The organism is Tenacibaculum tangerinum (assembly GCF_029853675.1).
Classification (GTDB): Bacteria; Bacteroidota; Bacteroidia; order Flavobacteriales; family Flavobacteriaceae; genus Polaribacter; species Polaribacter tangerinum_A.
The window spans coordinates 2,293,511-2,308,912 of sequence record NZ_CP122539.1 but is presented as its reverse complement, the minus strand read 5'-3'; the positions used below and the strand labels follow the sequence as shown (position 1 = coordinate 2,308,912).

16 protein-coding genes are annotated in these 15,402 nt (G+C 34.2%); 8 read left to right on the top strand and 8 right to left on the bottom strand.

From position 1 onward, the window contains the following. Nucleotides 1-36 precede the first annotated feature (36 nt). On the top strand, nt 37-1,365 hold the full coding sequence (locus tag P8625_RS10185) for a TolC family protein (protein WP_279650353.1): 1,329 nt from the start codon (nt 37-39) through the stop codon (nt 1,363-1,365). A gap of 461 nt (nt 1,366-1,826) precedes the next feature. Here P8625_RS10185 and P8625_RS10180 read toward each other — a convergent pair whose 3' ends face one another. Continuing rightward, the gene (locus tag P8625_RS10180) at nt 1,827-2,705 is read right to left on the bottom strand and encodes a M12 family metallopeptidase (protein ID WP_279650352.1); all 879 of its coding nucleotides are present in this window, start codon (nt 2,703-2,705) and stop codon (nt 1,827-1,829) included. Between the two features lie 119 nt (nt 2,706-2,824). On the opposite strand from P8625_RS10180, the gene tsaB reads away from it, so the two are divergent. Continuing rightward, the gene (tsaB, locus tag P8625_RS10175) at nt 2,825-3,493 is read left to right on the top strand and encodes a tRNA (adenosine(37)-N6)-threonylcarbamoyltransferase complex dimerization subunit type 1 TsaB (RefSeq protein ID WP_279650351.1); all 669 of its coding nucleotides are present in this window, start codon (nt 2,825-2,827) and stop codon (nt 3,491-3,493) included. Nucleotides 3,494-3,495: 2 nt separating this feature from the next. Here tsaB and P8625_RS10170 read toward each other — a convergent pair whose 3' ends face one another. The 3 genes from P8625_RS10170 to P8625_RS10160 form a co-directional block, all read right to left on the bottom strand. Beyond that, nucleotides 3,496-4,302, bottom strand: a complete 807-nt coding sequence (locus P8625_RS10170) for a mechanosensitive ion channel family protein (RefSeq protein WP_279650350.1) — start codon at nt 4,300-4,302, stop codon at nt 3,496-3,498. Nucleotides 4,303-4,357: 55 nt separating this feature from the next. After that, nucleotides 4,358-4,711 (bottom strand): DUF1304 domain-containing protein, encoded by a 354-nt coding sequence (locus P8625_RS10165; protein ID WP_279650349.1) that lies wholly within the window; start codon nt 4,709-4,711, stop codon nt 4,358-4,360. Between the two features lie 78 nt (nt 4,712-4,789). Then, a complete protein-coding gene (locus P8625_RS10160; protein WP_279650348.1) occupies nt 4,790-4,990 on the bottom strand; it encodes a dodecin family protein in 201 nt (66 codons plus the stop codon). A 175-nt stretch (nt 4,991-5,165) separates the two neighbouring features. Between P8625_RS10160 and P8625_RS10155 the strand changes: the two genes are divergently transcribed. Beyond that, complete coding sequence (locus P8625_RS10155) at nt 5,166-5,513, top strand: toxin-antitoxin system YwqK family antitoxin (protein ID WP_279650347.1); 348 nt, start codon at nt 5,166-5,168, stop codon at nt 5,511-5,513. Nucleotides 5,514-5,570: 57 nt separating this feature from the next. Here the strand turns inward: P8625_RS10155 and P8625_RS10150 are convergent, their stop codons facing one another. Both P8625_RS10150 and purN read right to left on the bottom strand, forming a co-directional pair. Beyond that, a complete protein-coding gene (locus P8625_RS10150) occupies nt 5,571-6,209 on the bottom strand; it encodes a ribonuclease H family protein (protein ID WP_279650346.1) in 639 nt (212 codons plus the stop codon). Further along, the gene (gene purN, locus P8625_RS10145; RefSeq protein WP_279650345.1) at nt 6,202-6,771 is read right to left on the bottom strand and encodes a phosphoribosylglycinamide formyltransferase; all 570 of its coding nucleotides are present in this window, start codon (nt 6,769-6,771) and stop codon (nt 6,202-6,204) included. Before purN ends, P8625_RS10150 begins: the two co-directional genes overlap by 8 nt. A 180-nt stretch (nt 6,772-6,951) precedes the next feature. On the opposite strand from purN, the gene P8625_RS10140 reads away from it, so the two are divergent. The 5 genes from P8625_RS10140 to pyk all read left to right on the top strand — a co-directional run bounded on the left by P8625_RS10140 (nt 6,952) and on the right by pyk (nt 11,173). Beyond that, entirely contained in the window at nt 6,952-7,188 is a 237-nt protein-coding gene (locus P8625_RS10140; protein WP_028891431.1) for an acyl carrier protein, read from the top strand. 6 nt (nt 7,189-7,194) lie between these two features. Further along, nucleotides 7,195-8,445 (top strand): beta-ketoacyl-ACP synthase II, encoded by a 1,251-nt coding sequence (gene fabF, locus P8625_RS10135; RefSeq protein WP_279650344.1) that lies wholly within the window; start codon nt 7,195-7,197, stop codon nt 8,443-8,445. Nucleotides 8,446-8,451: 6 nt separating this feature from the next. Next, on the top strand, nt 8,452-9,189 hold the full coding sequence (rnc, locus tag P8625_RS10130; RefSeq protein ID WP_279650343.1) for a ribonuclease III: 738 nt from the start codon (nt 8,452-8,454) through the stop codon (nt 9,187-9,189). 81 nt (nt 9,190-9,270) lie between these two features. After that, complete coding sequence (locus P8625_RS10125) at nt 9,271-9,741, top strand: IPExxxVDY family protein (protein WP_279650342.1); 471 nt, start codon at nt 9,271-9,273, stop codon at nt 9,739-9,741. Between the two features lie 4 nt (nt 9,742-9,745). Then, on the top strand, nt 9,746-11,173 hold the full coding sequence (pyk, locus tag P8625_RS10120) for a pyruvate kinase (RefSeq protein ID WP_279650341.1): 1,428 nt from the start codon (nt 9,746-9,748) through the stop codon (nt 11,171-11,173). An 89-nt stretch (nt 11,174-11,262) separates the two neighbouring features. Here the strand turns inward: pyk and P8625_RS10115 are convergent, their stop codons facing one another. Further along, nucleotides 11,263-12,459 carry a multidrug transporter gene (locus P8625_RS10115; protein ID WP_279650340.1) on the bottom strand — a complete coding sequence of 399 codons (1,197 nt, stop codon included), beginning with the start codon at nt 12,457-12,459 and terminating at the stop codon, nt 11,263-11,265. Nucleotides 12,460-12,500: 41 nt separating this feature from the next. Then, nucleotides 12,501-15,317, bottom strand: a complete 2,817-nt coding sequence (locus P8625_RS10110; RefSeq protein ID WP_279650339.1) for a TonB-dependent receptor — start codon at nt 15,315-15,317, stop codon at nt 12,501-12,503. Nucleotides 15,318-15,402: the final 85 nt, after the last annotated feature.

Below are 15,402 nucleotides of genomic sequence, written 5' to 3'. Positions count from 1 at the left end.
TCAACTAACAACGTTTAAATAAAAAATATTGATCTTTTGAAAACTAAAATTGCATTATTTACAGCTATTTTTATGTCTTTGGCTGTATTTTCTCAAAAAAAATGGACACTTAAAGAGTGTGTAAATTACGCATTAAAAAATAATATAACTGTAAAGCAAAATCGCCTCAATATTGAGGTTGCTGAAGCAGATGTTAAGAGTAACAAGGCAAACTTTTTGCCTAGTTTAAGTGGGTCGACTAGTGGAAACCTATCTACAGGTTCAACATTCGATCCTGTATCTCAAAACAGAACTGAAAACACAACCCTGTTTGGAGGAGCAGTAGGGGTAAATGCTGGTTATACAATTTTTAATGGTTTTAGAAACTTGAATCAAAAAAGGCAAGCATTATTGGGAGTAGAAGGGAGTAAGTTAGATTTAGCTAAAGTAGAGAATGATATTTCATTAAATGTAGTTAACGAATACTTAAATGTATTGTTTGCGAAAGAAAACCTAGAAGTTGCTAGAGTACAAGCAGAAATAAGTAAAAAACAAATCAATAGAGCAAAAGCCCAATTTGAAGGAGGTGCCATTCCTAAAGGAGATTTGTTAAATGTAGAATCTACTGCGGCAAGTGATATACAAAATGTAGTGTTACAAGAAAATACATTGAGTATTGCTTTGTTAAGATTAAGTCAATTACTACAAATATCTTCTGAAGGATTTGACGTAGCTGCCATCGAAGTAGGTTCACCTTCGGCGGCATTATTATACGAAAACTCAAATATGGTATATGAAAAAGCCGTGTCTGCATGGCCAGAGATTGAAAAAGCGAAATTAGACATTCAAAATGCCAAACTAGAAGTTGAAATCGCTAAATCAGGATATTATCCCAGTATTGATGCCTCTTTAGGAGCAAACACCAATTATAGGTATTTTATAGATCCTTCTATTCCAACGGGTAAGCTTTTAGAACAGTTAGATGGAAATTTAGGTTTTAGTTTAGGGCTTAGAGTGAATATTCCAATCTTCAGTGGGTTTAGAAATGATGCCAATGTTGAACGATCTATAGTCAACAATTCAATTAGTGAATTGAGATTACAGAATCAAAAACTACAATTACAACAAGAAATCGAAAGAGCCTTTTTAGACGCAAAAGCTGCTGCTAAAACGTATGAGGCTGCACAAATATCTTTAGAAGCACAAAAAGAAGCCTTTAAAAACGCACAAGTTAGTTACGATTACGGGTCAATGACACAGTTCGATTTTGATCAGGTGCGTAATCGATTGGTAAATGCAGAAGGCGCTATGATTAGAGCTAAATACGATTATGTGTTTAAAACAAAAGTATTGAAATTTTACTACGGAGAATCTATCGTAGATTAAATTTGCAAAGAAATTTAATCGCAGGGCGACAGCTACAAGGGCTTAATTCCAGAGGCTTGTCTCTAAATTCTTCAACAATTTTTTTGCACACTTTCAGTTCGAGTGGTTTTTCTAACTTAAAGCAGCAGTTGCGAAACTTTTGGGTATCAAGAAACACGCTATCACTTCTCAATACAAAATTATTTTCATTCAACTAATTTTCTTAGAAGAGACACAATAGACCTAAATGCAAAATAAGAAACCATAAATCGTATAACTCCCTAGAGTGAGATGTCTCATCACTCATACTTCATGTTATCGACATCAAATTGTGTTGATTTTTAGTGAATTCAATTTGATATTGTATCCCGAACTCACGTTAATAAGTTTTTTTAGAGAGTAACTAAAAAGGCTGTCAAAAAAAATCTAACTATGATTTAGATTTTTTTGACAACCTTAATTTTTGTTAAAAAAACAAATGATTAGTTGGATGCAGGATACATTAGATTAATTCCCTGTATATCAGAAGGCGATAAACCATTTCTTTGAGAAGAAAATGTAGATCCATCTAGTTTTGTTATTGTTGGAAGTCCATTCGAAGAGAAGGCATTACTAGGGTACATCATTACTGATCCAAAATCTAATTCGCTTGTATAATCAGAAGCATTATACCCTCTATCTACAGCTCTTTCAAAATTAGATTCTACACCAGAGCTAATGTTTTCATAATGGATTACTATATGATTGTCACGATCTGCTCTACTGTGCTCGTGAAAAACACCCACTGCATGAGCTATTTCATGTATAGCGTTACCCGTACTACAGCCTGAGGCTAAGGTAATAGTTTGTTTACCACCGATCATACCAACGTTTGAAGAACAACCAAAACCTGGCACAAACTCTATATAATTGGTAGGGTTATTACTTCTTTTTCCTTTTTTAGGGTTAAATTCAATAAATGTTATATTGGTGTAAGCTTCCCAATGCGCTATAGCGTCATATACCCTGCGAGTATTTGATAATTTTCTATTAACGGTATAGTAAACGGTGTTGTTAGACCATCTTCTATTATTCAAAGCAACCGTTTTTGCGGCATAATTATCAGGAGAACTTTTAATTTGACTATCAGTTAAAATAATGTCTCCCTGATACACATTGTATCCATTAATTACTTCGTAAGAGATTTCTTGTCCATTTAGAAATCCTGTTTTTACAACTCCTTTAGCATCAGGAAAAGCAATTTCGTGCTTTGAAAGGTCCGCATTTGATGTAGGATTAGTTTCGAAATCGCTTTCGACATTACACGAGCTAACTAAAAATAAAATAGAAGCTGATAAACATAATTTGTTGATTTTTTTCATTGTTGTTTGTTTTGAAGGGTTAAAAAAAATTTGCAGCAAGTTAACATTAATAATAGTATAAAAACATTTTTTTAAAAAAACTTCACATAAAATGTATCTTTGTCAAAAAAAACATTGATTTGGTAGCAATCTTAAATATAGAAACAGCGACTAAAAATTGCTCGGTAAGTATCGCAAGCGATGGTGAAATTTTGGCAATACAAGAGCTAAACGATGGCAATTATTCGCATGCAGAAAAATTGCATCCGTTTATTCAACAAGTAATAAAAGAAGCTAAACTTTCTTTTGATGAAATAGATGCGATTGCGGTGAGTAAAGGTCCAGGTTCTTACACAGGATTGCGTATTGGAGTTTCTGCAGCAAAAGGACTCTGTTTTGCTTTAGGGAAGCCTTTAATTGCGGTAGAAACATTACAGTCTCTGGCATGTAAGGTGCATGTTGATGAAGGACTTATTGTGCCGATGCTCGATGCACGTCGTATGGAAGTATATGCAGCTGTTTATAACGCAAATTACGAACAGGTAAGAGAAATTAAAGCCGAAATTATCAATAATGACTCTTTTAAAGAGTACTTATCGCAAGGAAAAGTATATTTTATTGGAGATGGAACAGCGAAGTGTAAAGAAGTAATTACACATAAAAATGCAGTTTTTATTGATAGAGAGTTTCCTTCAGCAAAAGAAATGGCAAATAGAAGTTTTGATAAATACAAAAAAAACGACATCGAAGATGTCGCTTATTTTGAGCCTTTTTATTTAAAAGATTTTGTGGCTACGCCAGAAAAATAATATTAGCCTTCTTTATGAATCTCAACAGAGTGAGGATATGGAATTTCAATTCCAGCATTATCTAGAGCAATTTTAGTATTTTCAGTCACATCAAAGTAAACCGTCCAGTAATCCTCTGTGTTACACCATGGTCTTACTGCAAAATTTACCGAGCTATCAGCTAACTCAGATACATTAACCGTAGGGGCAGGATCTTGTAGTACCTTAGGGTGCGAAGTTAAAACATTCATTAAAACCTCTTTAGTTTGTTTAATATCAGCATCATAAGAAACGCCAAAAACCAAATCTACTCTACGTGTTCCTTCTGATGAGTAGTTAATAATGTTTCCGTTAGAAACTGCTCCATTAGGAATAATAATCTCCCTATTGGATAAACCAGTAAGTTTGGTAGTAAAAATCTCGATTTCTTTAACAACTCCTAATTCTCCTTGAGCTTCAATTAAATCACCTACCTTAAAAGGCTTAAACAACATAATTAATACACCTCCAGCGAAGTTAGCTAGAGAGCCTTGTAGCGCTAAACCAATTGCCAAACCAGCAGAAGCCAAGATAGCGGCAAAAGAAGTCGTTTCAACCCCTAGTTTTGCTATAACAGTAATAATTAAGAGAATTTTTAATGACCAATTCAATAAATTTAGTAAGAACTTCTGTAGTGTGGTATCGACCTCTCTTTTGGTCATCATTTTTCTAGTAGCTCTAATAATTAGGCTAATAATATAAGAACCTACAATGTAAATTAGAATCGCCATGATTGCTTTTGGAGCATAGGTAACCACTAGTTCTTGAAATTTTTCTAAATACTTGTCCATTTGTTATGGTAAAATTTAATTGTTAATGAATAATTTAGTTTGTAGTAGTTGGTTTTTATAAAACTAAGCTGACTATTCCTAACAAAGCAGGAATAGACTGTATGACAAAAATACGAGGTTTTTTTGTAGAATAGGCACCATAAACTCCAGCAATAAAAACACAAGCTAGAAAAAAAATAGCAACATCAATCTTTTGAGAAATGACAGACCAACAAAGACCCGCAGCAAGAAAACCATTGTATAAACCTTGATTTGCTGCTAGAACTTTTGTTTCTTCTGCAAAACTTTTAGATTTCAGTCCAAAAGTTTGTATTCCTTTAGGGCGAACCCATAAAAACATTTCTAAAATTAAAATATACAAATGAATTAGAGCGACCAATATTACTAGAATGTGTTGTAAGATAGTCATCAATTGAGAGTTTACAGATAAAAATTGCGGTTTTGATTGTTTTCAAAACCGCAAGTAATAGTTAGTATGTACAAAAAATTACTGTACTTCAAAAGTTACTTTTAGGTTTACTCTAAATTCTGTTACCTCATCGTCATTTACAACGACACTTTGTGATCTAACGAATGCAGATTTAATACCTTTTACCGATTTTGAAGCTTGTTTAACGGCTTTTTTTGTAGCATCTTCCCAGCTTTTATCTGAGTTTGCCATAATTTCAATAACTTTCATTACTGCCATAATAATTTTTTTTAAAATTAATAATTGTAAATATAAGGTTTTATAATGTCTTTCAAGAACTTAAATTGTCTTGAAAAAAGCTTTAATGTTAAATTAATGTTACGTAAATGTTTTTTGTGTGTAAAATTTTAATTATATTTGTGTTGGTCGACGTTAACTTTAAAAGATGTAAATTATGAAGAAATTAGTGATAGCTGCTTGTATTTTATCAGTATCGTTTTTACAAGCTCAAGACATGGAACCAAAATTTGAAAAGCAAGGTGACCTAGTGAAGGCTACATACTTTTATGCAGACGGAACTGTTAAAGAACAAGGATTCTTTAAAAACAAAAAGTTAACAGGTACTTGGACTTCTTTTGATAAAAAGGGGAATAAAGTGGCTATAGGTCATTACGAAGCAGGAAAAAAAGTAGGCAAGTGGTTTATGTGGAAAGAGGATGGATTGAAAGAAATAGACTTTGAGAACAGTACTATTGCAAGTGTACAAACTTGGAAAGAAGAAACTAAAATAGCAGTTAAGTAAGTTGACATTTTGTCATATATAGAGTATATAACCGAGTATATTTTTGTACTCGGTTTTTTATTTTCTTCCAAAATCGGCAGGAATTTCTCCCCAAGCCTTGGTTTCCCATTTTAATAAAGGATTTTTAAAAGAATTATTTTGTAACCAATTTTCAGCACGTTTTATCAAATCTAAAACATCTTTGTTAGAACTGTCAAAAGCAATATTTGTTTTGCACTGTTTCTTTTGCACCCAGCTCATGGCTATTTTAGAGTCTGAATAAATAGGGTAGGTGTCCATTTTTTTATTTTTCAACAAAGCTATTCCATGAACTAAGGCTAAAAACTCTCCGATGTTATTGGTGCCATTCTTAAACGGTCCCATTTTAAAGATTTCTTTCTTACTTTTTGTAAGAACACCTCTGTATTCCATCATTCCTGGGTTTCCAGCGCAAGCAGCATCAACAGCGATACTTTCTAGAATAGGGTAACCATATTTTGCTTTTTCTTCCGCAGAGAGATTTGCTTTCTTGGTATCTTTTCCTTTGTAGTGATTATAACTCTTTTGTAATGCTATTTCAGCTTCATTTTTGTCTGCAAATGCTTTGTATTGCGCTCCTGTAAAGCCATCAATTTGTTTTTTACAGGCTTCCCAAGATAAAAACACCCCTGTTCTTTTACCTTTCCAAACTACATAGTATTTCTTTTTTTTACTCATGTTGTAAAATAACTTCTTCAATTACCTTCGGAAAATGCTCGTATTCCAATTCATGAATTTTTTGAGCGATAGTTTCAGGAGTATCTTCAGAAGAAATAGCCGTTTTTGCTTGGAAAATAATAGCCCCTTCATCGTAATTCTCATTCACATAATGTATGGTAATGCCCGTTTCAGCTTCGTTATTAGCTTTCACCGCATTGTGCACATGCATTCCATACATTCCTTTTCCGCCATATTTTGGTAATAAAGCTGGATGAATATTGATGATTTTATTAGGGAAAGCAGCAACAATTTTAGAAGGAATACGCCACAAGAACCCTGCTAAAACTACAAAATCTGCTTCAGTTAGTAAGAAATTTAAAACAGTATCATCTTTTATAAAGCTCTCTTTATCAAAGAGTGATGCATCTACACCAAGCTTTTCGCAGCGGTCAAAAACTTTGGCACGCTGGTTGTTAGAAAGCACATGAGTAACCATCGCAGTTTTAGTCGATTGGAAGTATTTAATAATGTTTTCGGCATTGGTACCAGAACCCGAAGCAAAAATTACGATACGTTTCATGTTAAAACTTAGTTGTTTTGTTACTACAAAAAAAAGAATAATTATTAACAATGGTGGCGTTTAGAGCAAAATATTCAGGTATTTTTTTTATTTTAGACAGCACATTTTTAAGCAAAAGTTAGAATTAATAACTAAGATTTGTATTTTTGCCACGATTTTAAATTTTAAAACAAACAAATTATGTCAGACATTGCATCAAGAGTAAAAGCAATTATCGTAGACAAATTAGGAGTAGACGATAACGAAGTAACTAACGAAGCAAGCTTCACAAACGATTTAGGGGCAGATTCTTTAGATACGGTTGAGTTAATCATGGAATTCGAAAAAGAGTTCGATATTCAAATTCCAGACGATCAAGCAGAAAACATTGGTACTGTTGGTCAAGCGATTAGCTATATTGAAGACGCAAAAAAATAAGATTATATGCAATTAAAACGAGTTGTAGTAACTGGACTTGGCGCATTAACGCCAATAGGGAACAATAAAGAAGAGTATTGGAATGGCTTGGTTAACGGAGTTAGCGGAGCGGCACCCATAACGTATTTTGATGCTGCCAAGTTCAAAACTCGTTTCGCATGTGAGCTTAAGAATTTTAACGCGACCGATTTTATGAATAGAAAAGAGGCGCGTAAGATGGATAGATTTACACAGTACGCAATGGTTGCTTCTGATGAGGCAATTGCTGATGCCAAATTAAATCTAGATAACGTTGATAAGTTAAGAGTTGGCGTTATATGGGGAGCAGGTATTGGAGGTTTAGAAACATTTCAAGATGAGGTATTGAACTATGCCAAAGGAGATGGTACTCCAAAATTTAACCCGTTCTTCATTCCAAAAATGATTGCAGATATTGCGCCTGGGAATATTTCTATAAAAAATGGATTTATGGGGCCAAATTATACTACAGTATCTGCTTGTGCATCATCGGCGAATGCCATGATTGATGCTTTGAATTACATTAGACTTGGTCATTGTGATGTAATTGTAACAGGAGGTAGTGAAGCCGCTGTTACTATCGCTGGTATGGGTGGCTTTAATGCGATGCACGCTTTATCTACCAGAAATGACAGCCCAGAAACAGCTTCGAGACCTTTTGATGCTGAACGTGACGGGTTTGTTTTAGGAGAAGGGGCTGGTGCTATCATATTAGAAGAATATGAGCATGCCAAGGCTCGAGGAGCTAAAATTTATGCAGAAGTTATTGGTGGAGGATTATCTTCAGATGCTCACCACATGACAGCGCCTCACCCTGACGGAATAGGTGTGATAGCAGTAATGAAAAACTGCCTTGAAAATGCTGGAATAAAACCAGAAGATGTAGATCATATCAATACTCACGGTACATCAACACCACTAGGAGATGTTGCTGAACTAAAAGCAATCTCTGAAGTTTTTGGAGAGCATGCTAAAAATATCAATATCAACTCAACAAAGTCTATGACAGGACATTTGTTAGGTGCTGCAGGTGCGATTGAAGCAATTGCTTCACTGTTGGCGATGGAACACGGTATTGTTCCCCCAACTATTAATCATACCAATGTTGATGAAAATATCAATCCAGAGTTAAACTTAACGTTAAACAAAGCTCAAGAAAGAGAGATTAAAGTAGCCATGAGTAATACCTTTGGTTTTGGAGGTCATAATGCTTGTGTTGCTTTTAGAAAATTAGACTAGCCTTTTATGAATTTTCTACGTAGAATTGTTAAACCCCAAAATAAAGAGGATGAAAATTTCTACTACGAACTAAAAGAACTACTTAATTTCAAGCCAATTAAGTTATCTCTATACAAAAAAGCATTTACCCACAGATCTCTGAAATTGGTTGATAGTAAAGGAAATCCTGTAAACTATGAACGTCTAGAATTTCTCGGTGATGCCATACTCAGTACGGTAATAGCTTCGTATTTATATAAGAAAGTACCTGAAGGAGACGAAGGATACTTAACGCAAATGCGTTCTAAGGTTGTGAGCAGAGAGCATCTGAATACTTTAGGTAAAGATCTTGACTTGATTAAGTTTGTTAAGAGTAGTATTTCTAAAGAACATATTAGCAACAATATTCACGGAAATATTTTTGAAGCACTTGTAGGTGCTATTTACTTAGATAGAGGGTATAATTACTGTCATCAATTTATATACGAGCAGGTGATAATGCCTTATGTAGATATTGAGCAATTAGAAGGTAAAATATCAAGTTATAAAAGCTTTGTTATCGAATGGTGTCAGAAGAAAAAGAAGAAATATAAATTCGATTCTTACGAAGATTCAGGTAATCAATTAAAAAAACACTTTACTGTTCGTGTTAGTATTGATGGAAACATTATAGCGAAAGGAAGAGCAACATCAAAGAAAAAAGCAGAAGAGATTGCAGCAAAAAGAACCTACTATGCAATGCAAAAACAAATGCTTGAGCCTTAATTGAGAGAAAACGTTTTCGTAAAATTTACATTGAATTTTCTGTACATTCACTAATTTAGCAAAAACAAATAATTGTTTTTTATGCCAATTTATGAGGTGAATATAAATGAATTTTCTAATGATGATTACAAATTGATAGGAATTCATACTACTTTATATGAGTATAAATTAGCTTATCTATTAAACAAGCATTTACATATTAGGTTTAGTAGAGAAAATAATGATTTAGATTTCGTTCAAAAAAGTAGAAAGTCCTCTTATTCAGTGTATAAATACACAGACACTAAATTGTGTCGAGATTGGTTTTTGATATCAAATACGTTTAAATCTACTTTAGAAGTTGAATCGATAGGGCTGTTTAATCAAAGTGAATCCATTAGATATTTGATACCAGAAAAAAAGAAAGTTGATTTTTTGTTGAAATTAGAGGGAGATTTTGATTATAAATCGACTTTAGAAGCCATAGAATTAATCAACAAGATTCCACAAATAATAACCTCATATAAAATTGAGTTAAACACCTTAAAATCGAAAGATTTTTTAATTTTTTAAATATATGCCACATAACAAGAAAACAAAAATCGTAGCAACATTAGGTCCAGCAACAAGTACTAAAGAGGTTTTAGCAGAAATGGCTACAGCTGGTGTAAATGTTTTTAGAATTAACTTTTCACATGCAGATTATGAAATCGTAAAAGATCAAATACGTCAAATACGTGAAATAAATAAAGAAAAAGGCTACAATTTAGCAATACTAGCAGATTTGCAAGGTCCAAAGCTTAGAGTAGGTGTTATGCAAGAGGGGGTTGAATTAAAGGCTGGAGATACTTTTGTTTTTACAACAGAAAAATGTGAAGGTACCAAAGAAAAAGCTTATATGACTTATCAACGTTTTCCTAAAGACGTAAAAGTAGGCGAAAAGATTTTAGTTGATGATGGTAAGTTGTTGTTTGAAGTAATTTCAACAAATAAAGAGAATGAAGTAGTAACCAAAGTAGTAGTGGGAGGCGCTTTGAAGTCAAAGAAAGGAGTAAATCTTCCAAACACGAAAATTTCATTACCAGCCTTAACAGAAAAGGATAAAAAAGATGTTGTTTTTGCTTTAAAACAAGAAGTAGACTGGATTGCACTTTCATTTGTAAGAACACCAGAAGACCTTCGTATTTTACGAGATATCATCAAACAGAAATCTCGTTATAGAGTTCCGGTAATTGCAAAAATTGAAAAACCAGAAGCTGTTGAAAATATCGATGCATTAATTCCGTTTTGTGATGGACTCATGGTAGCGCGTGGCGATTTAGGTGTTGAGGTACCTATGCAAGATGTGCCTTTAATACAAAAAGGTTTGGTACTTAGGGCAAAGCAGGCAAGAATACCTGTAATCATTGCCACTCAGATGATGGAAACTATGATTACAAATCCTGTGCCTACTAGAGCAGAAGTAAATGATGTAGCCAACTCTATTATGGATGGTGCTGATGCAGTAATGCTTTCTGGAGAAACTTCGGTAGGAAAACACCCTGTTAAAGTGATTCAAAAGATGACAGAAATTATAGGAAGTGTTGAGTTTTCAGATTTAATAAAAGTGCCACACGAACCACCACATATTCGTACGAATAGATTCATTACAAAATCTATATGTCATCATGCAGCGTCAATGGCTGACGATATTAATGCTGCAGCGATAGCTACACTTACAAATAGTGGTTATACGGCTTTTCAAATATCAGCTTGGAGACCTAAATCGCATGTATTAGCTTTTTCGTCTGAGAAAAGAATTTTAGGGAAACTAAATTTATTATGGGGAGTTAGAGCTTATTTTTATGATAGAGAACTAAGTACCGATGATACCATTGAAGATATTAATGAAATAGCGAAAGAAAAAGGATATGTGAAAGCAGGAGATTTTGTCATAAATTTATCTTCAATGCCTGTAAAAGCAAAAGGAATGGTAAATACGCTTCGTGTTTCTCATATTGATTAATTAATACGTAGAAGACATACTCACTAACCTATATACAAATAGAAAAACCGAGCAATTTGCTCGGTTTTTTTGTTTGATAATATGAGTTTTTATTTTCTAGTCCATCCAGCTCCCCAAGTGGCATAGTCTGTACCAGTTGCAGTATCATTTTCAGTAACGAAGTCACTTTCAGCAAAAGCAACACCGGTATCATTTTTTACTTTCACAGTAATGTCGTCAAATTTAACATCGGTAGCTTTTAAGTCACCAGCAACCACACCGTTACCAGTAGGGTTATCTGTAGCATCACCATCAAGGTCAAATCCTTCAGCAAAACCTACTAACAAAACGTTGTTAAAAATACCTTGCGTACCCGCTCTTAAACGAATAGCTTCATTTCCAGTACCAGAGCCTAACCCTTCAATAGTTAAGTTAGTTACTGTTGGCTTAGAGAAAAATTTAGGGCTAGATAAGTTTCCTATATCAGTGTTGTAGCCATCAGCTTCAATTCCTTTGTCGTGGTCGGTACCGTGCATAACGTACGCATCTGTAATCGTACCAGAATACCCTTCGGTCCAGTCAATAGAATCATCTTCAGCATTAACAATAGATACATTACTTACATTTACAGTTCCTCCAAAGAATTCTATGCCGTCATCTTTTCCTTCAAACATTTGAATATACGCTACAGTAGTACCATTTCCAACTCCGTAGAAAGAAAATCCGTTATTTTCTGATTGTCCATCCGCTTTGCCTCCTGAGTATTCCACTCTCACATAACGTAAAACACCTGAATTGTCATCGGCAATGCTACCACCGTAAGGTAAGCTTGCAATTTCAGAAGTAGAAGTAGCATCTCCCCCAGTTACAGAGTTAATAGGCGCTTTACCTAATAAGATCAATCCACCCCAGTCACCTGCATTAGGAGTTGTAGCGTTCGAAGTAAAAATAATAGGTTGGCTAGAAGTTCCTTCTGCAATAATTTTTGCTCCTTGAGAAATAGCTAAATATACATCTGCACCAGTTGCTGCAGCTTTCACAACTGTACCAGCAGGAATTGTTAGTGTAGCTCCATCCTCAAAAATAACAGGTCCTGTAATCACATACGATTTAGAGGCATCTAATGTTACATCAGTAGTATAATTACCTGTTAATTCGACTGTTTGGTCGTTGTTAGTTCCTCCACCATTATTATTGTTGTTGGTTACACTATTATCATTAATAATAATATCAGCAGTATCATCATCTCCACACGAAGTGAATAAAGTAGCGGCTAAAGCTAATCCTAATAAAAAATTATGTTTCATTGTTTTAAGGTTTAATTGTATTTTTTTAGAGTTTATTATTGTTAAAATTTGTATTTAAGTCCTAAGCTAATATTCGTTCCTCTTTTGTATTCAGATAGGGTTACATCTCCAATAGAGGTGTTCTCTCGAACCCTTCTTATTGATGGGTCTAACAAGTTCTTGGCTTTTAAATCGATTTCCCAGTTTTCACCAAACTTATTTTTCCAAACAAAATCAACCGTAGGAACCCCTTTTTCGATAATATTTCCTAATTCACCAGCACCCAAGGCATCAATTCTGTCAGAGAAATACGAAAAGACTAAGGAAGTGATAGGTTTGTAGTTTTTAAACTGCGTAGGGGTATAATTCAAATTTGCATTGATTAAATAAGGTGAAGCTCCTTGTAGTTCATCACTATCTCTATTAAATGCGGTAGCGTACCCAGAAACTCCTTTGATTTCTTTTTTCAAGTCTTGCTCGGTATGCATATAGGTGAAATTAATACCCGCAGACATTACGGTATTATCGTCTTCATCTTTTACGATGTTTTTACGCATTTCAACCTCTACACCAGCAACTGTTGCTTTGTTACCAGTTCTAAAATAACGTTGATTACCCGCAGCACTGTTGGCTATTACTAGGTTTACAGGATCGTTAATTTGCTTACCAAAAGCACCGATAGATAGTAATTCATCTCTAGAAATAAACCATTCGTATTTTAGGTCTAAATTGAAGATTTTAGAGAATGAAGGATTGTCTAATAAATCTGGATTTCCCCCTATTCTCTCTCCAATTCCTTCATAAATAAACGGAGCTACCTCTTTAAATTCAGGCACAGATACCGTTTGACTAAAGTTAAAACGTACGTTTTGGTCTTCGTTTAGGGCATATTTTATATTTAAACTCGGTAAGAAAAATGTTTCTGACGCATTTCTAAAACCAGGGTCTTTAGGGTTGATATTGATAACGTCGTACGTAATTTCTTGATTGAAAGATTCGACTCTAACACCTGGAACAAATACCCATTTTTCGCCTGATTTAATTTCTGCTGAAATATATCCGGCATGTATTCTTAACTCACCACTATAGGTGTTTTCATACAACCCTGGTAAGCTAGCGATGTTACTGTTTTCAAAGCCAGGAAGTTTTCTAAACACATCTAATCTAAAGATTTTACCAGTTTGGTTTTTGAAGATTTGTGCGTTTTCAAGATTAAAAATACTGTTGAAGTTGTGTACATCTGAAACTTCATATTTCGAATCTAAGATATCGTAACCATATCGAATGTTGTTAAAATCTCTTTCTTTAATTCTTCCGTTGTACCCAAAATTGAAGGTTAGGTTGTCTGTAGCTTGGTAGGCCAAATTCACACGGCTGTTTAATTCTTCATCAATTATTTTTTGGAAATAACGTTGGTTATCGAAAGAGTTGTTGGTGAAAAATATGGCATTGGTATTCGGATCATTATCTAACGTGTTGTGAAAATTCTCTAAGCTAATTCTCTTTCTGTCTGGCTCGTGAGCAAACACATTATTATAGCCAATTCCCCAATTTACTTTAAGTCTGTCATCTTCAAATTTATGCTCACCTGTCAACTGATTTACAAATACTAAATCTTGATTGTATTGCACGTTCATTTGATAGAAGCCTTCGTCAGTATTATTTAGCGCATCTCTGTTTCTACCCAATCCTTTAAAACCATAGTAACCCACTTCATCGGCTGAATTGTTTAAAAATAGCGACGTAAACTTTACTCTGTTATTGCTATTAATACTATATAAAGCACTTAACATAGCTGTTGTTGAGGTAGCGTATTCGTATTCTTTAGCGTTGGGAAATTCTTTTTTAAATACATTCGAGTAATCTACCACAGGTCCTTCTCTGTATTCAAAATCTCTACTGAATGATGCGGTACCAAAAAGACTTAATCTGCTTCCATCTTTAAAATTAAAAGACTTACCTGCATTCATACCGATAGCGTTGTTAATTGGACTTCCTGCATTTACAGGGTCTACTCCGTGAGATAAAATGACTGCAAAAGGATTGTGTTCGAAACGATTGTAATAACCGAAATCTCCTGTTCCTTCACTTTTTCTGAAGTCTTCTCCCATGGCTCTAGAATTTACACCCGACCCAATGTTTACTTCTACAAAACCATTTCCTCTGTATTCTTTAGAAGAGATATCAATATTACCAGCGGCAAAGTCTCCGTAGAAATTTGAAGCGTAGGCCTTGCTGATAGATACATTTTCAATAATGTCTGATGGAAATAAATTCAAATCGATGTTTTTCTTAGCAATATCATTTGACGGTAATGAAAGACCGTTCATGGTAGTGTTTAAATATCGATCACCTAAACCACGAACATACACGTTGCTAGAGCCTTCTTGTTTTGAGACGCCTGATATTTTTGAAACCGCGCCTGCAGCATCAGAAATACCTTTAGAAGATAGTTCTTCAGCACCAATACTTTCTTTAATTACCGAAGCCTTCTTTTGTTCTAGTAACAAGGCACTAGCTTTATCTTTACTGGTAGAAGCTTTAATTTCAACTTCGTCTAAGGTAACTCCTTCGTTAGCACCCAATTCTTGATTAATAGTAATCGTTTCACCTGCCTTTATGCTAACTGGTTTTTCAACAGTTTTATAACCCACGAAGCTAAAGACGATGGTTTGGTTTCCGACAGGTATACTAAGTGTATATTTACCGTCCATATCGGTTGTTGCTCCAATTGAAGTTCCTTTAACAAAGACATTCGCAAAAGGTAATGCCTCACCACCCATCTCTTTATCTGTTACAATTCCTGTTACAATACCTTTACTTTGTGAAAATGCAAAATTGCAAAGGCTTAAAAGAGTAATTATTATTATTTTTTTCATTCTAACTAACGTGTTTTCTTAAATACGATGCAAAATTGACACGGTATTGTAAACCTAATGTTAGTTAGAAATTACTATTGTATTA